A 22053-nucleotide genomic window follows, 5' to 3' on the forward strand; every position below is an offset into this window, starting at 1 on the left:
GAACCCGTCATGACCGACGCTTCGTCTTCTCTCGAACAACCGACGCTTGCCGGCGCGCGCATCGTATTGCGGCCGCTCGCAGCATCCGACCGGCAGGCGCTGCTGGACGCCGCGGCGGACGGTGAACTGTGGAATCTGAAGGTCACGGTCGTGCCGGGCGAAGACACGGTCGACGCCTATATCGACACCGCGCTGCAAGGCCGCGCGGCCGGCACGGTGATGCCGTTCGTGATCGTCGAGCGTGCGTCGGGCCGCGCGATTGGCAGCACGCGTTTCTGGAAGATCGACCGCAACAATCGCAAGCTCGAGATCGGCCATACGTGGCTGAGCGAATCGGCGCAGCGCACGCGCGCGAATACCGAAGCGAAGTGGTTGTTGCTCGCGTACGCGTTCGACACGCTGCACTGCGTGCGGGTGCAGTTCACGACCGACGAGCTGAACGAGAAGTCACGCGCGGCGATTCTGCGGCTCGGCGCGAAGCAGGAAGGGATCGTGCGTCACGAACGGATCATGCCCGACGGCCGCAAGCGCAATTCGGTGCGCTTCAGCATCATCGATGACGAATGGCCTGAGGTGAGCGAGCGGTTGCGGGCGAAGCTCGCGACGTAACGCGAACCGGGTGCCGCAGGCGTCGCGCCGCCGGAGAGGGGGGGCGGCGACGCGACGAGGGGGGAAGCGGGGTGCCGCGCAGGTTGCGCGGCGGGTTATCGCCTGACTGGCGTTACTGGCGTTACTGCGCCGATGCGAGGTGATGACGCTGCGCGAGCTTCTGCGCGTCTGCGTAGTGGGCCTGCAGGATCGGCAGCGACTGGCGTGCGACTTCCTTCAGCTTCGTGTCGCGGCCCGATGCGATTTCGGCCTGGAATGCCGAGATCGTCTTCTGCTGGCCGGCGAGCGCGACTTGCTCGATGTACGCCTTGTCGAATTCCGCGCCGCGCAGGGTCTTGATGCTGTCCAGCACGGTCGTGTCGGGATCATTGGCCGGCACGTCGACGCCGCGCGGGCTGGCCGCGCGCATCGCCTGGATGATCTTCGCATCGTCGGTCGACACGCGTTGCGCGAACGCCTTCACCTGGCTGTCCGACGTGCGCGAATCGGCGATGCGTGCGGCGTCGTGCTGCGTCGACACGGTTTTCGTGCCGTCCGTGATGAAGGTCTGGTCGGCTTCGTGGATGCGCGTTTGCGTGGCGGCGGTCGGTGCGGCCGGCGCCGGTTGAGCGGTTTGCGCGGTCGCCGTCACGGCGACGAGAAGCAGGCCAGCGGCAGACAATGCAAGGCGCGAGATTTGGGGAAAGCGGTTCATAGGACCTCCTCGATCGGGGCTCTGATTAATGGGCGGATCGCGTGATCCGCGGCTGTGCGAGAGACCGGGCGCGCCCGGGCCGGACTCGACGCCGCTCTGCCGCGGCGGCGTTCGAAGTGTTTCCCGGCCCGACTGATTCTAGGAGAGCGATCCCGTAGCAGGTGCAACCACGCTGTGGTTTGTGTAACGGTTGGTAAGACGAATCGATGGGTGCGCGTGCGGACAGGTAGTGCGTACCTGTCGCGTGCATCGTGGCGGCAATTTTTGCGTGCGCGACGCGCATGCAATGAATGCGATGTGCGCACGTGTCATCGGCGTTTCATCGTCTTGCGGGCAAGTATCGGTGGTTGCGTCACGACGCGTCGAATCGAGCGCGCGATGCGCACGACACCGTCAAACGCGATCGAGCAGTGCGTCGAGACGCGGCAGCAATGGTGTCGCGCAATGCGCCTGCAACGCGTCGGGGGCCGTGTAACCCCAGGCGACGCCCTGGAATGCGATGCGCGCACGGCGAGCCGCTTCGGCGTCGCGGATTTCATCGCCGACATACAGCACGTCGTCGGGCTGCATGCCCGCTTCGCGCACGAGCGCACGCAGCCGGCGCGCCTTGCCGAACAGCGGAATGCCGCACGCGAACGTATCGACGCATCGGCTCGCGTGCGGGCCGAGCCGGTCGCGCACGATGTCCTCGGTGTTCGACGTGGCGATCGCGATCCGGATGCCGCGCGCGGCGAGTGCGTCGAAGGTCGCGTCGACGCCGGGGAACAGCTTCACGTGCGCGATGCGCGGCCGCATCAGCCGGCGCATGTCGATCGTCACGCTCGGCACTTTCCACATCGGCACCTCGAGCGCGCGGATGATCTCGCGCGCCGACATGCCGCGCAGCGCGGGGCGCAGCTCGGGCGTCGCGTCGCGAAAGCCGTGCCTGCGCGACGCCTCCGTCAGCGCCGCGAGAAAGCAATCGAGCGAATCGGCGAGGGTGCCGTCGAAGTCGAACGCGATGAGTCGATAGGGCATGAAGTGATGCGGGAGGTTCATCGAGCCGCCGACGATATCACTGAATTCAGCTTCGTTGCCTGCACGACGGGTTGCGCATGATGCGGGTGATCGGCAGCAGGAAGGTGGGGCGATTGACGCTACGCGTAGTGATAGCGGCAGGACACGATGCTGATCTGAAGATCGTCCGCTTCGTAGACGAGACGGTTCGTATCGTCGATGCGGCGTGACCAGAAACCGGACAAATTGGCCTTCAGCGGTTCGGGTTTGCCGATGCCTTCGAACGGCGTCCGTTGGGCTTCGCGAATGAGCTGGTTGATGCGCTTGAGTGTCTTGCGATCTTGCCCTTGCAAATAAACGTAGTCGTCCCACGCGTCGGAAGTGAAGAGCACGCGGCGTACGCTCATTCATCGTCCTCCGCCAGCTTGTGCTCTTTCGCCTTGCCCTTGCGCAATTGCGCAATCGAGCGTTCGAGGTGGGCGACGTTGGCCGGCGAGCGGAGCAGGTGAACCGTCTCCATCAGGCTGTCGTAGTATTCCTGCGACATGATGACGGCGTTCGGCGCGTCGCGACGTGTGATGAGCGTCACGTCCGCGTCGTCGACGACCTGGTCGATGACCGTCTTCAGATTGCCGCGGGCATCCGAAAAGTGAATCGTGCGCATGATTGACTCCACTTGTACTCTGAACTGTACAAGTATATCACGGGCGAATGTGTTGTACGGAATGTTGTACATGTCGAATGCAGCCTCGCTTGTCGCCTACCTCGCGCCGCGCTATCGTTGCTGCTCCGCCCCGATCCGACCGGAGAGCCGACGTGCCCGCAGCCCCAACCGCCACGCTGAGATTTTCCACCGACAAGCGCGAACTCGACATCGACGCGATCTTCGATTTCCTGCATCGCGACGCGTACTGGTCGCAGGGCATTCCGCGCGACGTCGTCGAGCGTGCGATCGACGGCTCGCTGTGCTTCGGCGCGTATGTCGGCGACCGGCTCGTCGGGTTTGCGCGGCTCGTGACCGATCACGCGACGTTTGCGTACCTCTGCGATGTATTCGTGCTGCCGGCCGACCGCGGCAACGGCTACGGCCGCGCGCTGATCGATCACGTGTTCGCGCAGCCGATGGTGCAAAGCCTGCGCCGCATCATGCTCGTGACGACCGATGCGCATGAGCTGTACCGGCCGGTCGGGTTCGGGCCGTCCGCGAATCCCGAGCGGCTGATGGAGATCCGCCGCCCCGACATCTACGCGAAGCGCTGACGCGCGGCGAGCGCATACAATACGCGCTTTCGTTTTTGCCGAAGGAAAGCAGATCATGACCGAACAGGACGCCGAACAACTCGCCACGCATCGTCACTACAAGGGCGGGCTGTATCGCTACATCGGCGTCGCCCGTCATTCCGAAACCGAGGAATCGGTGGTCGTGTACGAGCATCTGTGGCCGCATGCGCGCGGCCTGTGGGTACGCCCGGAAGCGATGTTCAACGAGAACCTGCCGGACGGCACTCCACGTTTTCGCAAGCTGCGCGACTGAGCGGTAGGCGGCGGCTGGCAACGGGTGCGTCGCCGTACACGCGCAAGCGGCAAGCGCCACGCGCATTGCCGCCGCTCGGCGCTCGCCGTGAATCCGCCGGCCTCATGCCCCGGCCAGCGCCTTCATCAATTCGGGCGGCGCATGCGCGACCGTCACGTCCGGCGTGCCATGCCACGCCGCCAGCCGCTTCACGGCCTTCGCGACGTCGGCCGCGAGTCCCGTGCCGAACCGCACGCCCGGCTCGACATGTACCGCCTTCAACTCGAACGTGCCGAGCACGCGATGCGCTTTCGCGTCGATGCGCCCGATCAGCCGGCCGCGATGCAGCACCGGCAGGCAGAAATAGCCATAACGCCGCTTGTGCGCCGGCGTATAGCACTCGATCGTGTAGTCGAACCCGAACAGCGTCGACGCACGCCGGCGGTCCCACACCACCGGATCGAACGGCGACAGCAGCGTCGTGACCGTCGAGCGCAGCGTGTCGGCCGCGGCGGCCGGCAGCAGCGCCTCGAGCGAGCGATGCACGTAGGCCGGCTCCTCCCAGCCGGCGATCTCCACCGGAAGCAGCTCGCCCGCGTCCGCGAGGCGCTCGAGCTCCGCACGGTACGAACGGCGCGGCAGCCGGTAGTAATCGGCCACCCAGTCCGCGCGCACGACGCCGAGCGCGCGGCACGTGTAGTCGAGCAGCGCGGGCAGCACCGCGTCGCGCGGCGGCAGGTCGCGCGCATCGTCCCAGCCGGGCAGCACGCGCTCGCGCACGTCGTAGATGCGCTGGAAATTGCGGCGTTCGGACACCATCAGGTCGCCGGTCGTGAACAGCACTTCCAGATGTTTCTTCTCCGGCTTGCGGTCCCACCATCCGTTGCCCTTCACGCCGTCTTCGCGGATGAAATCCGCCGACCGCACCGGGCCTTCGTCGCGAATCCGCGCGAGCAGCCGTTCAATGTCGGCGCGGTTCTGTTCGTGCCATTCGGCCGCGTATTTCCAGCCCATCCCCGACGGATCGAGCATCTTGTAGCGCATCAGCCCGAATTGCTCGATCGGCAGGAAGCACGCTTCGTGCGACCAGTATTCGAACAGGCGCGCCTCGGCGAGATGTTCGTCGAGCCACTGCGGGGCAAAGTCGCCGAGACGGCTGAACAGCACGAGATACGGGCTGCGCGCGACGACGTGAATGGTATCGATCTGTAACTGCGCCATCCGGCGGATCGTGTCGAGCACGTCGGCCTTGGTGGCCTTGCGGCGGGGCGGGGTCAGCAGGCCCTGCGCGGCGAGATGCAGCGCGCGGGCGGCGGCAGGCGAGAGCGTAAGCATCGGAGCGGCGGCTGAGGGTGACGGTCGGGCACCACTTTAGCGCGAAAGCGGCGCACAGGTGCGGCGCACGCACGCACGGCGTCTGACAATGCTTGACAGATGCGCGACGCGACTTTCCTTATAGTGCGGACATGGCGCGACGCATTGTGCGCGCAACGATTCCGCTTCCGACGCACATATGTCCATGGCACGCAGGAAGTAGATCCGGGATTCTCAACCCCCAACGAGAGACCCGGAGCCCTGAGCGGACATCCATGCGGCTGTGCACCGGCCCCGTGTGGATGTCCGCTGATTTTTTTGTTTTCCGGTTTTTTCAGCCGCCTGCCCGTTCCCCTCAGCCTTGCCCGTTCATTGCCGCTTGCCGCGCGCGACTTCGTCGCCGGCGCCGGGCGGCAGCCGCCGCGTGATCGGAATCGACGCGAACGAACACAGCCCGACCACGACGAACGCGGGCCAGAAATCCGACCACACCATCGTCTGATGGCCCTGCAGCCAGTGCGACACGTGCAGCACGAGGCCGGCGACCGTCACGCCGAGCCCGAGCGACATCTGCTGCACGACGCTGCCGAGGCTCGTCGCGCGGCCCGCGTCGGCCTGCGAGATATCCGCGTAGATCATCGAATTCAGGCTCGTGAACTGCAGCGCGGGGAAGATGCCGCCGACCAGCACGATCATCCAGATCGCCCAGGTGGCCATGCCCGGATGGAACACGCCGTATGCGGCGATCGCGAGCCCCGCGAACGCGGCGTTGTAGATCAGCACCGTGCGAAAGCCGAAGCGGCGCAGCGTATGGGTGGCCGTCGAGCGGCTCACCGCGCCGCCGAGCGCGGATGCGCAGGTGATCAGCCCGGAGTGGAACGCGCTCATGCCGAGGCCTTCCTGCAGCGCGAGCGGCAGCAGGAACGGCACCGCGCCGAGGCCGATGCGGAACAGCGACCCGCCGACCACGCTCGCGTGGTAGGTGGGAATCTTCAGGAAACTGAGGTCGAGCACCGGCCGCTCCTTGCGGCGCGCGTACGGCACGTAGAGCGCGAGCATCACCGCGCCGGCCGCGCACATCATGATCGCGTTGCCGCGCGACGTGAGCGAGCCGTCGATCAGCGTGAGGCCCATCAGCAGCAGCGCGGCGCCGCTCGCCGACAGCAGGAAGCCGAACCAGTCGAGCGGGCCCGGGTCGGGCTCGTGCGTGTTCGCGATGTGCTTGCTCGCGACGTAGATCCCGTAGATGCCGATCGGCACGTTGATGAAGAAGATCATCCGCCAGTGCAGGTAGGTCGTGATGAAGCCGCCGACGAGCGGCCCGACCGTGGGCCCGAACAGCGCGGGAATCGCGAGGTAGTTCATCGCGCGCACGAGATCGGAGCGCGGCACCGCGCGGAAGATGATGATCCGGCCGACCGGCACCATCATCGCGCCGCCGACGCCCTGCACGAAGCGCGCGAACGTGAGCACGCCGAGGGAGTTGGAGGCCGCGCACATCAGCGAGCCGACGACGAAGATGCCGATCGCGGTGCGGAATACGGAGCGCGCGCTGAAGCGGTCGGCGAGCCATCCGCAGATCGGGATGAAGACGCCGAGGCCGACCACGTAGGCCGTGATCGCAATGTTCAGTGTGACGGGATTGTGTCCGAAGTCCCTCGCCATCGCGGGGAGTGCGGTGACGATGATGTTCGCGTCGACGCTTTCCATGAACAACGCACAGGCAACGATGAGCGGTGCTAGAAAGACGGGCGACATGAGCAGGGCGCGCGGTAAAGACGCCATTATGCCCACAATGTGGTCGTTGCGTCACGTGAGGCAACGCCTGTTTCGCATGTTGCAACAGTCGTTCCTGTTACCGTGCCCGGCAAAAGAGACGACTGCGGCGCATGACATCCCCCATGACACGCGTGCGCGGGCCCGGCCGCCAAACTTGCGTGCGATGCGCGTTTCGTGCGACAGTCGGAACTCATCTGCGACATACAACGACGCGCATCGATCGACGGCCATCGAGACGAGCGCACGCGCGAACGAGACCCCTGCCGATCCACTCACCATCGAAAGGAGGGGACACGTCATGACGTCACGTCGTGCCGCATCGACCGCATCGCATCCTGCCTCGCACTCGCACTCATTCGCTCCCGCACCAGCGCCCGCGCCGCGCATGCGCTGGGCCGCCGTCCTGGCCGTCGCGTACCTGGCCGTCGCCGGGTGCGCGGCGCAAGCCGACAGCGCGAACCACGCGGCCGGCCAGTCGGCCATGCCAGCCTCGGCGGCGCTCGCGAATCCGGCCTCCGGCGGCACGCTGCCGCCGCCGAGCCAGCTCTACGGCGACCTGTTCGTCGCGGTGCAGACCGCGCAGCTCTATCCCGACCAGAAGACCTTCGTCGATGCGACGCCCGATACCGATCCCGCGACGATCGTGCAGTTGTATCAGCAACAGAAGTCGCAGCCGGGCTTCTCGCTGAAGGCGTTCGTCGACCAGCACTTCACGCCGCCGCCGGCAGGCGGCGTCACGCCGCCCGCGAACCAGACGCTGCGCCAGCACATCGACTGGCTGTGGCCGCAGCTCACGCGCACCAGCACGACGGTGCCGCCGTACGGTTCGCTGATCCCGATGCCGAAGCCGTACGTGGTGCCGGGCGGCCGCTTCCGCGAAGGCTACTACTGGGATACCTATTTCACGATGCTCGGGCTGCAGGTGTCGGGGCGCGAGGATCTCGTCGACGACATGCTCGACAACTTCGCGCATCTGATCGACACGATCGGCCACATCCCGAACGGCAACCGCACGTACTACGCGAGCCGCTCGCAGCCGCCGTTCTTCGCGTACATGGTCACGCTCGCCGCGCAGGCCGAAGGCGACAAGGTCTACCAGAAATACCTGCCGGCGCTGCGCAAGGAGCATGCGTACTGGATGCAGGGCGAAACCACGACGCCGCGCGGGCAGGCCGCGCGCCACGTGGTCGCGATGCCGGACGGCGCGGTGCTGAACCGCTACTGGGACGCGAGCGACACGCCGCGCGACGAGTCGTATCTCGAGGACGTGACGACCGCGAAGGTCGTGCCGGATCGCCCCGCGAACGAGGTGTACCGCGACCTGCGCGCGGGCGCCGAAAGCGGCTGGGACTACAGCTCGCGCTGGTTCGGCGACGGCAAGACGCTCGCGACGATCCGCACGACGTCGATCGTGCCGGTCGACCTGAACAGCCTGATGTTCCATCTCGAGACGACGATCGTGAAGGGCTGCGCGGTCACGCACGACATCGCGTGCGTCGCGGACTTCTCCGGACGGGCGGGCCGCCGCGCGGCCGCGATCAACCACTATCTGTGGAATCGTCACGGCTATTACGGCGACTACGACTGGCAGTTGCGCAAGCCGCGCGACGGCGTGACGGCCGCCGCGCTGTATCCGCTGTTCACGAGTGTCGCGTGGCCCGAGCGCGCGAAGGCGACCGCGCGCGAAGTGCGCAAGACGCTGCTGCAGCCGGGCGGCCTCGCGACGACGACCGAGAACACGGGCCAGCAGTGGGATGCGCCGAACGGCTGGGCGCCGCTCCAGTGGATCGCGATCGACGGGCTGCGCCGTTACGGCGACCCGGCGCTCGCGAAGGACATCGGCACGCGCTTCCTGACCGACGTGAAGCATGTGTATGCGACGGAAGGCAAGCTCGTCGAGAAGTACGTGGTCGAGGGGGCCGGCGCGGGCGGCGGCGGGGGCGGCGAATATCCGCTGCAGGACGGTTTCGGCTGGACCAACGGCGTCACGCTGAAACTGCTCGGGCTGTATGGCGAGTGACGGGGCGCGTGCGTCGCGCGCTAGCACTTGAATGCACAACGGGCCGGAGCGCCGCGCAAGCGGCAGTCCGGCCCGTGTCGCCTGCGCGGTGCGTCAGAACGTGATCGTCGTGCGCACGCCGACCACCGTTTCGTCGCCGATGCGCGCGCCGGCCGCGTTCGGGTTCGGGATGCCGCCGCCCGGCCGGAAGAAGTGCTGCAGGTCGGCCTGCAACTGCCACCACGGCGTGACCTGGTACTGGTAGGTCGCCTCGATCACCGTTTCCGCGCGACGCACCGGATAGCCGGGCGTCGTGTAGGTGCCGGTGTCGCCGTCGAGCGCACGCGCGTGCGAGCCGATCTTCGTGTAGCCGACCGCGATGCCGGCCGTATCGTTGTCGCGTCCGGCGAACGGCGCCTTCAGCGTGATGCCGGCATTCGCCGCGAAATCGACGACGTTGCGATCGCCCGGCGAGCCCATCACGCGCGCGAACACGCCGACCGAGCGCGGGCTGTCGGCCGACGGCCGCCACACCATCTGATCCGCGACCGCATAGAAGCCGTAGTTGCCGCGATGCGTGGCGGCGATCCCGTTGCTGTCGGGATTCGCGAGCGACAGCCCGTCGGTGCCGAAGCGCGGATCGTTCGCGTGCTGCGACTGATACCAGAAGCCGAGCTTGTACGTGCCGGGCAGGCCGGCCGGTTGGGGCGCCTTCGGATCGGCGGGCGGCGCGTTCAGCGCGTACTGGAGTTCGCCGATCACGAACGCGCCGCTGCGCAGGTTGAAGTTGGTGCCGTGCGCGTTCAGCGACTGTGCGTCGCCGTCGCTGCGGCCGGCCGGGTTGCCGTCGAACACGCCGACCATCGCGGTCCACGCGTCGGCCGGTTTCACGCGCAGCCGCACGCCGAGCGACGACAGCGGATACGCGGGGCCGCCGGCCGGCAGGTCGGTCGCCGGCAGAACGGGCCAGCCGAACGTCGCGTTCATGAACGTCGCCGCGTACTGGCTCACCATGAACTCCTGGTCGACGCTCTGCTGGCCGACCTTCACGTCGGCCTTGCCGTCGAGAAACGCCTGCTGGTACCAGAGCTCCCACAGCCGCGTGGTCGAATTCGCCTCGATGCCGGTGGCGGTCTGCAGCGTCTGCAGGTAGCGCTGCGTGAGGTTGGTGCCGTGGATCTGCAGCCCCGACACGTTGAACGTGCCGCCCGGCAGCCCGATCGCCTTCTCCGTATCGACGTTGAAGCCGAATTGCGTGACGCCCTGGTACGCGCCGCCGCGATGCGTGCCGCCCGCGGCGTTGTACAGGTATTCGCTGGTTTCCTGCAGGCTCAGCGTGACGCCGTGGTCGCCGAGCACGTCGCGCAGGCCGCCCATGTTGCCGAACAGGTTCGAACGGTCCCAGAAGCCGGTGGGGGCGGGCGCGGCGGCATCGGCGGCCTGGGCGGCGGCGGTGTCGCTGGCCTCGGCCGTCGGTTCGGCTGCGGCTGGCGACGCCGACTGCGCGAATGCGGGTGCGGCGGCGAGCGACAGCATAAGCGCCGCGAGCGCATCGAGTCGGCGCTTGCGCGCGGGTTCGAAACGATTCTTCATGTGTGCTCCGTTACTTGAATACTTGGTCAGGCTGGCGAGGTGGCGGCGTGAGGCGATCGCATGGGGGCGGGCGGCGCATGGACACAGGGCCGCGCCGCGTTGCCGCTTACGGCAGCCAGCCGCCGATACGCCAAGCCTGTGTGAAGCCGAGGTGCGACGCGGCCGTGCAGAGCAGCGCGACGAGCGCGACGGCGGCGGCCATCGCGCCGACCAGCAGGCAGTCGAGCGGGCGCGGTGCCGCCGGCCTATGCGCGAGCGCGCTGCCGCGCCAGTTGCCGAGCGCGTGGGCGAGCGGTGAAACCGACGAGCGATCGCACGTGACGTGCAGGAGCCGCTTGAGTGTGGCCGCGAGCGATTGAAAGAACATGGCGTATCTCCGTCCGGTCCGGAGCATACCGGACGACGTGATCGAGCGTAGGCATGACGCGGCCTGCGATCGGCGGTTGGAACGTAACGGAGCGTGCGACGGACGAACCGGCGAGGCCGGTCCGGGAGGAAGCGCGCTAACCCGACGAAGCGAGCTAGCGGCGAAGGACATGCGTCCGGCTGCTATCTCGCGATGGCTTGGCCGGCCTGTGCCGGCATCGAACTACAACTTGAGCATGTGTCCACGAAGGGACTCCCTTGACGATTCGGGGCGGATTGTAGTCGCGAGTTTTGCTGCGGTGCAAGCAAAAAGCGTCGTCTTGGCGCGCGTCGCGACAGTGTTGCAGCGGCGGTTCGCCCCGGCCGACACGCGGTACAGCCTCCCGTCGGCGGCTTGCGGGGACTGTTGCTCGCACGCATCGGCGGCACGCGGCCGCCCACGCGTTGAAAGGTTGCGGCGCGTCATTCCGGGCGCAAATCTTTCAGCGTCCCGATGCCGGAAAAAATATTCCCCGAAGGGCGTTCCAGAGGGTTGACTTCCGTTTCGGGCGGTCCATAGAATCCGCCATCTTCACTCTTGGGGCCGCCGCCTTGGACGCCTGCAGTAGTCGATCTTCGAACGAAGTTTCCGCCTGAGCGACCGACGTCCGCGCCTCATCGAAGCCGCCGTTTGTCCCCCAGGCAAACGGTGCGCGCAGCAGTATTCCGCAGTAACCCCCTACGTGCACCCTGATTCGCGCCGGTTAGCGTGATGCCTTCGCGCATGCGCGATCCGGTTTCGCCGCCGCCTGGTGCGCGGCCGCCGTTCGCGCATGCGTTTCGCATGCAGCCGAACGGCGGTCAGCGCGCCGGACGGCGGTCAACCGTGTTTTCCGGAACACCGCACAGGAGCCGCCATGAACGACAGTGACAGTTGTCCCTTATGCCCGTTGCGTCAACAGACCCTTTTGAACCCGGGTCGCAGGGACATGCCGGCCGACTAGCCTGACACGTCGTTCAGGCCCGGACTGGCCCCGCGCCCACTACGCGGCCGGCACACATGCCGTCGCCGCCAGGAGCCAGACCATGAACTTCGGCCTTCTGCTGTCGAATCTCCCGCAAGTCACGCAATCGCGCTCGCACTACGACGCGATGCTGACGTTCGACGCCCGTCCACGGGTGTTCTCCCGGTTGTTGAACCGCCTCAAGTCGTTGATCCACTGACACGCCGAGCACGTCTCGGCATGCGCACGCGGGCCGGTTCCGCGCGCGTATGCCAAGGCCACACGCTTGACCGGATAAAAAAACCAGCCGTACGGAATTCATCATGTCCACGCCATCCAACGTCTCTCCACCGATCGCCGTCGAGCGCAGCGCCGTGCTCGATGAAGCCCACCTGGGCGACATCCGCGGTGCCCTCGGCACGATCTCGCATCACGACACCGCCGCACGCGGCACGTGGTGGGCACGGCTGCGCACGCTGCTCGCGATCATCGGCCCCGGCCTGATCGTGATGGTCGGCGACAACGACGCGGGCGCATTCGGCACCTACACGCAGGCGGGCCAGAACTACGGCACGACGCTGCTCTGGACGCTGCTGCTGCTGGTGCCGGTGCTGTACGTGAACCAGGAAATGGTGCTGCGCCTCGGCGCGGTCACGGGCGTCGGCCATGCGCGCCTGATTTTCGAGCGCTTCGGCCGGTTCTGGGGCGCGTTCAGTGTGATCGACCTGTTCCTGCTCAATGCGCTGACGATCGTCACCGAGTTCATCGGCATCACGTTCGTGCTGGCTTTCTTCGGGCTCCCGAAGGTTGCGGGCGTGTGCGTGGCGGCCGCGCTGACGATGGCCGCGGTGAGTACCGGCGACTTCCGGCGCTTCGAGCGGTTCGCGATCGTACTGTGCGTGCTGAGCCTGCTGCTCGTGCCGGTGCTCGTGTCGATCCACCCGCCGGTGTCGCAGATGTCGCGCGACTTCTTCGTGCCGAACTGGCCCGCGCACGCGAAGCTGTCCGACGTGATGCTGCTCGTGATCGGCATCGTCGGCACGACGGTCGCGCCGTGGCAGCTGTTCTTCCAGCAGAGCTACGTGATCGACAAGCGCATCACGCCGCGCTTCATGAAGTACGAGAAGGTCGACCTGTGGATCGGCATCGCGTTCGTGTTGATCGGTGCGGTCGCGATGATCGGCTTCAGCGCCGCGCTGTTCGGCGGTCATCCGGAAGCGGGCAACTTCACCGACGCGGGCGGCGTGATCGCGGGCCTCGAGAAGTATGCGGGCCGCACGGGCGCGACGTTGTTCGCGGTCGCGCTGCTCGACGCGTGCATCATCGGCGCGGCGGCGGTGTCGCTGTCGACCGCGTATGCGATCGGCGACGTGTTCAAGATCCGCCATTCGCTGCATCGCGGCGTGTCCGACGCGAAGGGCTTCTATCTCGTCTACTTCGGGATCGTCGCGGCCGCTGCCGCGCTCGTGCTGATTCCGGGCAGCCCGCTCGGCCTGTTGACCGAAGCGGTGCAGACGCTCGCGGGCGTGCTGCTGCCGAGCGCGACGGTGTTCCTGCTCGTGCTCTGCAACGATCGCCAGGTGCTCGGCCCGTGGGTCAACTCGACGAAGCTCAACGTGTTTACGGGCGCGGTGATCTGGGTGCTCGTGCTGCTGTCGATCATCCTGACCGCGTCGGTGATGTATCCGGACATCAGCGGCGAAGCGATCGTCGACGTGCTGGTCGGCGGCACGGTGCTCGCGATCACCGGTTATCTCGCGACGGTGCTGATCCGCCGCAACAAGCGCGTCGTCGAGCCGGGCATCGATCGTGCGGCGCGCGACACGTGGCGCATGCCGCCGCTCGACTCGCTCGAGCCGCAGAAGATGACGGTCGCGACGCGTGTGTGGATGGCCGTGCTGCGCGGCTATCTGGTGGTCGCGGTCGGTCTCGTGATCGTCAAGGTCGTGCAGATGACGCTGATGAAGTAACGGCGCGCGTCATTCTCGCGATGAGTTCCGCACATGCCGGCCGGCGAGGCCGGCATGTGCGTATACGCCAGTCAGATCAGCTCGAGTTTCGACGTCAGGTACGTGAGCTGGATCCGGTTCGCGACGCCGAAGCGCTTGCGCAGCTTGCGCAGGTGATAGTCGACGTTATGCGCGCTGGTGTCGAGGCGCCGGCCGATCTCTTTGTCGGATGCGCCTTCCGCGATACCCAGCAGCAGTTCCTGCTCGAACGGCGTGAGCCCGTTGACCGCGCGCTCGCGCGACGTCGCGATCAGTTGCGGCGACGCAAACTTGTGCACCGACAGCCCGATCGACAACGCCTGCTCGATCGTCGCCGGCGTGATCCACTCGCGCGTGCGGCGCGGTGCGGTGAAGCTCATGAACGCGTGCAGCCGCGTACCGGGCACGGCCATCGAATACATGATGCCGCTGCACATCCCGTCCTCCTGCATCGTCTGCAGGAAACCGTCGAGCGCGGCCGGCGTCACGCACGGGCCGTCGTCGCGCTCGCGGTGTTCGCGGCGCAGCTGCTGCAGGTCCCACACGATCGGCATGTTGCACACGCGCGCGTCGAGCGTGCGCGGATCGATGTCGTGATGGTTGTGCCGCACGTAGTCGCCACGGTAGGTGGTCGGCGTGAACGCCTCGTGCAGGTAGAGACTTTCGACGCGCTCGCGTGAGAATTCGAGCGCGAAGTACGCGAACGTCGAGAAGCCCGTCAGGTGCAGCAGGCTTGCGACGATCCGGTTGCGTTCCGCCGTGCTCTGCGCGTTCGCGAGCGTATCGGCGACGCCGAGCTTCGGCGCGTGCGGCTGCGTGATGTCGCCGCGCTTCAAGTCATCGCACCAGACGACCTGCACCGGGCGCTCTCTCGACGCGTCGGCGCAGGCGACCGTCCGCCGGGGCGAACGGGACAACGTTGGGGCGACCGCTTCTTCTTGCAATGCAATATCGGACATGAGCCATCCCTCGGAATCGACGCGCATCGCGTGGCGGCAGCCGTGTCGTGCACGGCGCTCGCGACGGTGCGATCGAGCATCTTTATGATATGCGCCGATCGTCATCCAGACGAAACGCGGGGGCATTGTACAAAAATGCCAGTGTGCGCGTAATATGCCGTAATACTAATGCGGGCGAAAGGTTCATATCCGCACCGGTATAGAGATGACCAGAAAATCATAAAGAAAAGACCAGGTGATGACGGGGCAAGTTCACATATTGGGAAAGGGTGGGCTGCTCATGACATATGCTGACGACGCGCCACGCGTCGAGTGGTTTTCGCAAGCCGATATCGCGGCCGCCGCCGCTTATTCGAAAGAAATTCATGCATTCGAGCGTGACGTTTTTACCGGCATTCAAATCGCGCCCGGTAAGTCCGACCTGAGTCTCGTCGATTTCGCCCAATGCCATGCGCGATTGCGGCAAATCGGTTTCAGCACGCTCGGTTACGGCGCATACGAGATGATCGGGCGGCGCATTCTGTGCGCGCATCTGCTGCGCGACCTCGCGCCCGCGACGTTCATGCAGCCGTATATCGACGGCATGCTCTACGAGAGCGACCCGCGTTTCGCGCAGGTGCGGCAGAGCGGCTTTCCGGTCGCGTGGCGGCTCGACGAGATCGAGTCGGCCGCGCAGGGCAGCGGCGATCGCAAGGTGCTCGCGCTGGCCGGTCATTTGCGTGCGCATGCAATGAACAGCGGCGTGATCTTCAGCCTGTCGGCGCCGCGGCTCGACCTGCGCGTCGCGGTGAACGTGACGTCGGAAGCCCACGGCACCGAGTGGATCGACGATCGCGTGATCGGCGGCGCGCTGTCGGTGAGTCTCGCCGTGCATCGCATCGCGCTGCCGTTTCTCGAGGCGCGCATCGCGCGCATGCGCGGCTTCGCGCTCGGCGACGAGCAGCAGCAGGTGCTCGAGCGCCTCGTGCACGGGCTGTCCGACCAGGAGATCGCCAGCGCCTTGCGCACGTCGCTGCACAAGGTCGGTCACCATATCCGTTCGCTGGAAAAACTCTTCAACGTCCAGAACCGCGCGCAGCTCGCGTACCTCGCCGCGCGCCGCCTGGAGTCCTGACCCTTTCCGCCCGCGCGGCGCCCGCCGCGCGATGGAAGCGGTTCCGGCGATGGGCACGCGCACGCGCCGCCGGGTTTCGTAGTCCGATCCGATCGTCGCCGGAAAACCGCCGCGACGCTACGAGGCGCGTCCCTTTTCACGCGGTTTCCCGTCGCTACACTCGTCCCATTCAACGGTCCGAGCGACGCGGGGCATGACGGCCCGCGCCCGCCGGCGACAACGACAGGACGACGGCACGATGGCAGAACCGAAGGCGCTCCCTCGCGACTGGCAGCGGATCTTTTCCGCCGGCCGCAGCGTGTCCGGGCGGCGCCTCGGGGCGTCGCCGCGCGCCGACCTGTTTCTCGCCGGGTTCATCGTGTCGGTGGTCGCGCTGTTCATCCTGCCGCTGCCGCAGGCCGCGCTCGACGGGATGATCTCGCTGAACCTCGCGGCGAGCGTCGTGCTGCTGACGGTGTCGACCTACGTGCCGTCGGCGGTCAGCTTTTCGTCGTTTCCCGCGCTGCTGCTGTTCACCACGCTGTTCCGGCTCGCGCTGAACATCGCGTCGTGCAAGCTGATCCTGCTGCACGCGAACGCGGGCCACGTGATCGACGCGTTCGGGCGCCTCGTGGTCGGCAACAACGTCGTGGTGGGCGGCGTGGTGTTCCTCGTGATCGCCGTCGTGCAGTTCATCGTGATTGCAAAGGGCTCCGAACGGGTCGCCGAAGTCGGCGCGCGCTTCTCGCTCGACGCGATGCCGGGCAAGCAGATGAGCATCGACGCCGACCTGCGCGCGGGCATCATCAGCGCCGACGAAGCGCGCGAGCGCCGCGAGAGGCTCGAGCAGGAATCGCAGATGCACGGCGCGATGGACGGCGCGATGAAGTTCGTGAAGGGCGACGCGATCGCCGGCCTCGTGATCGCGTTCATCAACATCGTCGCGGGGATCGCGGTCGGCACGCTGATGCACGGCATGGATATCGGCGAGGCGCTGCAGCGCTACGCGATCCTGACGGTCGGCGACGGGATGGCGTCGCAGATCCCGTCGCTGCTGGTGTCGATCGCGGCCGGCATCGTGACGACGCGCGTCGCGACGCGCGACACGCGGCAGCGCCAGCTCGGCGAACAGCTGGGCGAGCAGCTCGGCGCGCATCCGCGTGCGCTGCTGATCGCGGCGCTCGTGCTCGCAGGCTTTCTCGTCGTACCCGGTTTCCCGAAATGGTCGTTCGCGCTGATCGCGCTCGGCCTCGGCACGTTCGCCGTCACGCAACTGAAGCGCAAGACGACCGCGCCGAGCTTCAACCTGATTCATATCGCCGGCCGCATCGGCGCGACCGACGACGGCCAGCCCGCGAAGGTGTCGCACGCGGCGGGCGTCACGTCGCTGATCGCGGTGTCGCTGTCGGACGACCTGCGCACGACGCTGAATCTCGCGCAACTGCAGACCGCGCTGTCGAGCGCGAAGGCGCGCGTCGACGCGGATATCGGCACGGTGTTTCCGCGCATCACGCTGAACGACGACGAGGGCGCGGCGGCCGGCACCTACCGGATCTATCTGCAGGACGTGCTCGCCGCCCATGGCGCGCTGAAGCCGGGCTGGCTGCTGTGGGACGGTGTCGCGCCGCTGCCGGAGCGCGCGGAACGCCAGCCGGCCGAGGCATTCGGCCCGTTCGCGACCGCGCTGTGGATCAAGCCCGACGGCCCGGCGCCGGACGGCAAGTGGCTGACGAGCGAAGTCGCGCTCGCCGCGCACGTCGAGCAGATCGTGCGCCAGCACGCGGACGAGCTGCTCGGCATCCAGGAGACGCAGGCGCTCGTGCACCTGGTGCGCCGCGAGCACCCCGAACTGGTCGGCGAACTGACGCGGCTCGTGCCGCTACAGCGCGTGACCGAGGTGCTGCGCCGGCTGCTCGCCGAACAGGTGCCGATCCGCAACCTGCGCGTGATCTTCGAGAGCCTGATCACGTGGGCGCCGAACGAGCCGGACGACGTGATCGCGCTGGTCGAGCTGGTGCGCGTCGACCTGCGCCGGATGATCACCGATCGCCATGCGGGCGCGGCGCGCCAGCTGCGCGTCGTGCTGTTCGAGCAGAACCTGCAGGAGCGGATCGAGAGTGCGGTGATGCGGACGAAGCAGGGCAATTTCCTCGCGCTGTCGAGCGCGATCAAGCAGGACATCGGCGAGCAGGTGCGCGCGATCGTGCAGGCCGCGCAAGCGGCCGGCGCCGGCGGCCACGGCAATCCGCAAGGTGCGCCGCGGCTCGCGGTGATGGTCGCGCTCGGCGCGCGCCGCTACGTGAAGACGATCTTGCAGCCGGTGCTGCCCGAGCTCGCGGTGCTGTCGTACCAGGAGGTCGAGGAGGACGTGCAGCTCCATACGGTCGGCTGGGTGAAGAACCCGCCCGACGACGGCACGCTCGGCGCGGGCGCCGGCGTGCGCGTGCCGGGAGTCGTGCAATGACGAGCTCGACGATCCTCGACCTGACCCGGCAGGCGCTGATGCTGGTGCTGCTGCTGTCGCTGCCGATCGTGCTGATCGCGACCGTCACCGGCCTCGTCGTCGCGATCCTGCAGGCGGTCACGCAGGTGCAGGACGCCAACATCGGCATCGCGGTGCGGCTGATCGCCGTGATGGTCGCGCTCGTGCTGCTGTCGGGCTGGCTCGGCAGCGAGGTGCTGCGCTTCGCGCAGCAGGCGCTGGAACGCATGTTTGTTTCTTCCACAGGAGTGCTTTGATGCGTCAACGCGTCGCCCCGATCCGGTTTCAACCGCGCCGCCTGCAACGGGTTGCGCTCGCCATGTGCGCGACCGCGCTGCTCACGGCGTCGCTGTGCGTGACGATCGCGCAGCCGGCGCGCGCGGCCGACCTGCGCTGGCGCAACAAGCCGTTCACGATCGTCGCGAACGGCAAGAAGATCGGCGACTTCATTCGCGAGCTCGCGTCGTCGCAGGGCGTGACGGCCGTGGTCGATCCGAAGGTGGACGGCGTGATCAGCGGCCGCTTCTCGGGCACCCCGCAGCAGACGCTCGATACGATCTGCTCGACCTACGGGCTCACGTGGTACTACGACGGCTCGTTCCTGTACGTCGATCCGGCCGACCAGTCGCAGACGCAGATGATTCCGATCCCGCCGAACGCGGCCGGCGAGATCGGCCGCTCGCTGCAGGCGATGCAGATTCCCGACAAGCGCTACACGCTCGTGATCAACGACCGCGCGAACAGCGTGTACGTGGCCGGCCCGCGCCGCTATGTCGAACTCGTGCGCCAGGCGGTCGGCTCGGTCGGCGATCCGTCGGCGAACGGCGCGCATGCGGACATCCGCGCGTTCCGGCTCAGGTACGGCTGGGCGTCCGATTTCACGATCAACCGCTCGGGCAAGGAAGTGACGGTGCCGGGCGTCGCGACGATCCTGCGCCGGCTGTTCGGCAAAGGCGGCGGCACGAACGAGCCGCCGTCGAGCACGCCGCTCGGGCAGGCCGCGCGCCAGGTGAAGCTCGGCTCGGGGCTGACGATCGCGGTGCCGCGGCTCGACTTTCCGGACATTTCCGGCGGCTCGCGCCAGGGCAGCTATGGCGGCGCCGACAGCGCGGCCGGCGGCTTCTCGCCGTTCTCGAACGCCGGCGGCGGCGACACGCTGCCGCAGATCGTCGCCGATCCGGCGATCAACGCGGTGATCGTGCGCGACCTGCCGGAGAACATGTACCGCTACCAGTCGCTGATCAACCAGCTCGACGAGCGGCCGCGCATCGTCGAGATCAACGTGACGATCATCGACATCAACGAGGATTCGCTCGACAGCCTCGGGATCGACTGGCGCCTGCACACGACGCATGGCGACGTGCAGATCGGCAACGGCCAGAACCCGCTGAACGGCAACACGCAGTACAACGGCGCCGGCAATCCGCCGCTGACGTTCGGCATCGGCACCTCCGAAACCGGGCAGACCGGCACCTTCCTGCCGACCGGCATCGCGCTCACCGCATCGATCGGCGGCTCGCTGCGTAACTACCTGCTCACGCGCGTGAATGCGCTCGCCCAGAAAGGGCAGGCGCAGCTGCGCTCGAAGCCGAAGGTGCTCGCGCTCGACAACACCGAGGCGATTCTCGAGAACCTCACGCAGTTCTACGTGCAGGTGCAGGGCTACCAGGATTCGTCGCTGTACAGCGTGACGACCGGCACCAGCATCAAGGTGACGCCGATGATCGTCGACGAGGCGATCCGCAATGCGGCGGCCGTGTCGGGTAATCCGCAGAGCGTGATGATGTCGATCGACATCCAGGACGGCAACATCGTGCCGGGGCAGGCGGTGTCGAACGTGCCGGTGATCCAGCAGCGCAACATCGTCACCAAGACGATGATCGACGAAGGCAAGAGCCTGCTGATCGCGGGCTTCAACGACGACGAGGTGCGGCTGAACAAGAGCGGCGTGCCGTGGCTGTCGGACATTCCGCTGATCGGCAACCTGTTCAAGTACACCGACAAGTCGGGCAATCACATGGAGCGGTTCTATCTGCTGACGCCGCGGGTGGTGACGACCGCGTCGATGTACGCGCCGGATGGCGCGCCCGTGAACCCGGGCGCGGGCGGGCCGGCCGATCCGAACGGCGCGTCGATGTATCGCCCGCCGGACAACGACATCGCGGTGCCGCTGACGCCCGCGCCGCTGCCCGGCACGAAGTTCGGCCCGCCCGCGCTGCCGCCGCCGTCGTCGGATTCGGCGTCGCGGCCCGTGGCGACGACCGCAGGAGCGTCCACCCATGTCGACGACCATCATTGAGCCGCATGGCGACGGCACAGTGCCCGGCGGCGCGGCGGCCGGGGCGGCCTCACTCGCGTCGCCGTGGAACCTGTGCTTTCTCAGCGGGCCGATGTACGGCCGCACGATGTCGCTCGCGCGCGGCGCGAACTGGGTCGGCACCGCGGCCGATTGCGAAGTGATCCTGCCCGATCGCGAGATCGGCGCGAAACAGGTGTGCCTGCAGGTCGGCGCGCTCGCGGTGACCGTGCAGAACCACGGCGGCGACGGCGGCGCGCCAGTGCTGTTCAACGACGAGCCGCTCGGCACGGGCCGCCGCTCGATGACGCCGCAGGACGTCGTGACGGTCGGTTCCATCAAGCTCGGCATCGCGCGTCATGCGCAGGCGAGCGTCGCGGTGCCCGACGAGGCCGATGCGCCGGACGCCGCGCGCGAGGCCGCGTGGCTCGGCTGGCTCACCGGCGGGCTGCGTCGTCTCGGCAGCCGGCGGCTCGTGATCGCGCTCGTCGCGCTGTGGCTCGGCGTGCTGCTCGGCGCGCTCGGCTACGGCTTCGTCGCGTGGTCGGGGCGCCTGCCGTGGCAGCACGAATCGGTGCTCGCGCGCACGCACCGGCTGCAGCAGCAGCTGCATGCGTATCCGGAACTCGCCGTCGCGCCGCGCGACGACGGCGTGATCGTGTCGGGCTACGTGAGCGATCCGGCCGCGCGCGAGCGTGTCGCGCAGATCGTCGCGGGCATCGACAACGCGGCGCTCGGCAACATCTACGTCGTGAGCGATCTCGTCGCGACCGCGCAGACATATTTCAGCGACACGGCGCTGACGGTCACCTATCTCGGCCGCGGCCGGATCGAATTGACGGGGGCGGCCGAGCGCGCGCAGATCGAGCCGCGCATCCGCAACTACATGAAGGACGCGCGCCCGGCGCTCGAGGTCGTCGACCACGTGCGCGACGCCGATGCCGCCGCGCCGCGCACCGCGACGACGCTCGGCGGTGTCGCGGGGATTCCGGAGATCACGACGGTCTTCGCGGGCGACGGCGACCAGCGTTATATCGAGACCGTCGACGGAAGCCGCTACTTCGAAGGTGCTCGGCTGAAAGAAGGGTCGACGGTCGTGTCGATTGGCCCGGACGAAGTCGTGTTCGAACGCAACGGCCAGCGCATCACGATGCCGCTCGGCGGTTCGTCCGCGAGCGCGCCCGGGCAGGCGCCGGCGCCGCCCGTGCCGCCGCTCGCGAGCGGTGCGGCGGCCGGGGTCGCGCAGCCGGTGCCGGGGCCGACGCTGTTGCCGGATGCGCCGGCAGTCGCGTCCGTTGCGGCAGTCGCGGCCGCCGGCGCATCGAAGGGGGCGGCGCGCTAGCGCCGCGACGGAATGACAGGCGCATCGCGTATCGCGCGGTGCGCGCA

The 22053-nt window shown here is 67.5% G+C and carries 20 protein-coding genes; 11 read left to right on the top strand and 9 right to left on the bottom strand.

From position 1 onward, the window contains the following. The first annotated feature begins 9 nt into the window (after positions 1–9). Positions 10–609, top strand: a complete 600-nt coding sequence (locus tag ACVK00_RS09010) for a GNAT family N-acetyltransferase (RefSeq protein WP_228908161.1) — start codon at positions 10–12, stop codon at positions 607–609. A gap of 121 nt (positions 610–730) precedes the next feature. On the opposite strand, the gene ACVK00_RS09015 is transcribed toward ACVK00_RS09010, so the two are convergent. The 4 genes from ACVK00_RS09015 to ACVK00_RS09030 all read right to left on the bottom strand — a co-directional run bounded on the left by ACVK00_RS09015 (position 731) and on the right by ACVK00_RS09030 (position 2963). Continuing rightward, positions 731–1303 (bottom strand): DUF4142 domain-containing protein, encoded by a 573-nt coding sequence (locus ACVK00_RS09015; RefSeq protein WP_354123272.1) that lies wholly within the window; start codon positions 1301–1303, stop codon positions 731–733. Between the two features lie 393 nt (positions 1304–1696). Beyond that, positions 1697–2320 carry an HAD hydrolase-like protein gene (locus ACVK00_RS09020; RefSeq protein ID WP_284895388.1) on the bottom strand — a complete coding sequence of 208 codons (624 nt, stop codon included), beginning with the start codon at positions 2318–2320 and terminating at the stop codon, positions 1697–1699. Between the two features lie 119 nt (positions 2321–2439). Continuing rightward, positions 2440–2706 carry a Txe/YoeB family addiction module toxin gene (locus tag ACVK00_RS09025; RefSeq protein ID WP_284895387.1) on the bottom strand — a complete coding sequence of 89 codons (267 nt, stop codon included), beginning with the start codon at positions 2704–2706 and terminating at the stop codon, positions 2440–2442. Next, the gene (locus ACVK00_RS09030) at positions 2703–2963 is read right to left on the bottom strand and encodes a type II toxin-antitoxin system Phd/YefM family antitoxin (RefSeq protein ID WP_012366507.1); all 261 of its coding nucleotides are present in this window, start codon (positions 2961–2963) and stop codon (positions 2703–2705) included. Before ACVK00_RS09030 ends, ACVK00_RS09025 begins: the two co-directional genes overlap by 4 nt. Positions 2964–3115: 152 nt before the next feature. On the opposite strand from ACVK00_RS09030, the gene ACVK00_RS09035 reads away from it, so the two are divergent. Both ACVK00_RS09035 and ACVK00_RS09040 read left to right on the top strand, forming a co-directional pair. Further along, entirely contained in the window at positions 3116–3559 is a 444-nt protein-coding gene (locus tag ACVK00_RS09035) for a GNAT family N-acetyltransferase (protein ID WP_284895386.1), read from the top strand. 55 nt (positions 3560–3614) lie between these two features. Next, positions 3615–3833 carry a DUF1653 domain-containing protein gene (locus ACVK00_RS09040; RefSeq protein WP_284895385.1) on the top strand — a complete coding sequence of 73 codons (219 nt, stop codon included), beginning with the start codon at positions 3615–3617 and terminating at the stop codon, positions 3831–3833. 102 nt (positions 3834–3935) lie between these two features. Here ACVK00_RS09040 and ACVK00_RS09045 read toward each other — a convergent pair whose 3' ends face one another. Together ACVK00_RS09045 and ACVK00_RS09050 are read right to left on the bottom strand one after the other, a co-directional pair. Next, positions 3936–5147 (bottom strand): winged helix-turn-helix domain-containing protein, encoded by a 1212-nt coding sequence (locus tag ACVK00_RS09045; RefSeq protein ID WP_284895384.1) that lies wholly within the window; start codon positions 5145–5147, stop codon positions 3936–3938. A gap of 348 nt (positions 5148–5495) precedes the next feature. Beyond that, positions 5496–6884: an MFS transporter gene (locus ACVK00_RS09050; protein WP_228908157.1), complete on the bottom strand. Its 1389-nt coding sequence runs from the start codon at positions 6882–6884 to the stop codon at positions 5496–5498. 319 nt (positions 6885–7203) lie between these two features. Here ACVK00_RS09050 and treA point away from each other — a divergent pair, with 319 nt between their 5' ends. Then, complete coding sequence (treA, locus tag ACVK00_RS09055; protein WP_284895383.1) at positions 7204–8925, top strand: alpha,alpha-trehalase TreA; 1722 nt, start codon at positions 7204–7206, stop codon at positions 8923–8925. 93 nt (positions 8926–9018) lie between these two features. Here treA and ACVK00_RS09060 read toward each other — a convergent pair whose 3' ends face one another. Further along, on the bottom strand, positions 9019–10497 hold the full coding sequence (locus ACVK00_RS09060) for a carbohydrate porin (protein ID WP_284895382.1): 1479 nt from the start codon (positions 10495–10497) through the stop codon (positions 9019–9021). 106 nt (positions 10498–10603) lie between these two features. Beyond that, positions 10604–10864 carry a hypothetical protein gene (locus ACVK00_RS09065; protein ID WP_166724594.1) on the bottom strand — a complete coding sequence of 87 codons (261 nt, stop codon included), beginning with the start codon at positions 10862–10864 and terminating at the stop codon, positions 10604–10606. 1064 nt (positions 10865–11928) lie between these two features. Between ACVK00_RS09065 and ACVK00_RS09070 the strand changes: the two genes are divergently transcribed. Continuing rightward, the gene (locus tag ACVK00_RS09070) at positions 11929–12066 is read left to right on the top strand and encodes a hypothetical protein (RefSeq protein WP_006751726.1); all 138 of its coding nucleotides are present in this window, start codon (positions 11929–11931) and stop codon (positions 12064–12066) included. A gap of 103 nt (positions 12067–12169) precedes the next feature. Beyond that, the gene (locus ACVK00_RS09075) at positions 12170–13816 is read left to right on the top strand and encodes an NRAMP family divalent metal transporter (RefSeq protein ID WP_228908154.1); all 1647 of its coding nucleotides are present in this window, start codon (positions 12170–12172) and stop codon (positions 13814–13816) included. Positions 13817–13887: 71 nt separating this feature from the next. On the opposite strand, the gene ACVK00_RS09080 is transcribed toward ACVK00_RS09075, so the two are convergent. Next, positions 13888–14793 (bottom strand): helix-turn-helix transcriptional regulator, encoded by a 906-nt coding sequence (locus ACVK00_RS09080; RefSeq protein WP_228908153.1) that lies wholly within the window; start codon positions 14791–14793, stop codon positions 13888–13890. A 280-nt stretch (positions 14794–15073) separates the two neighbouring features. On the opposite strand from ACVK00_RS09080, the gene ACVK00_RS09085 reads away from it, so the two are divergent. The 5 genes from ACVK00_RS09085 to sctD all read left to right on the top strand — a co-directional run bounded on the left by ACVK00_RS09085 (position 15074) and on the right by sctD (position 22006). After that, entirely contained in the window at positions 15074–15907 is an 834-nt protein-coding gene (locus tag ACVK00_RS09085; protein ID WP_166724591.1) for a helix-turn-helix transcriptional regulator, read from the top strand. 238 nt (positions 15908–16145) lie between these two features. Further along, positions 16146–18350: a type III secretion system export apparatus subunit SctV gene (sctV, locus tag ACVK00_RS09090; protein WP_284895381.1), complete on the top strand. Its 2205-nt coding sequence runs from the start codon at positions 16146–16148 to the stop codon at positions 18348–18350. Continuing rightward, positions 18347–18625 (top strand): type III secretion system export apparatus subunit SctS, encoded by a 279-nt coding sequence (gene sctS, locus ACVK00_RS09095; RefSeq protein ID WP_006751731.1) that lies wholly within the window; start codon positions 18347–18349, stop codon positions 18623–18625. The genes sctV and sctS overlap by 4 nt, the downstream gene beginning before the upstream one ends. Further along, on the top strand, positions 18625–20667 hold the full coding sequence (sctC, locus tag ACVK00_RS09100) for a type III secretion system outer membrane ring subunit SctC (RefSeq protein ID WP_166724589.1): 2043 nt from the start codon (positions 18625–18627) through the stop codon (positions 20665–20667). Before sctS ends, sctC begins: the two co-directional genes overlap by 1 nt. Continuing rightward, the gene (gene sctD / locus ACVK00_RS09105) at positions 20648–22006 is read left to right on the top strand and encodes a type III secretion system inner membrane ring subunit SctD (protein WP_284895380.1); all 1359 of its coding nucleotides are present in this window, start codon (positions 20648–20650) and stop codon (positions 22004–22006) included. Before sctC ends, sctD begins: the two co-directional genes overlap by 20 nt. The last annotated feature ends 47 nt before the right edge of the window (positions 22007–22053 follow it).

Source organism: Burkholderia sp. PvR073, assembly GCF_054055695.1.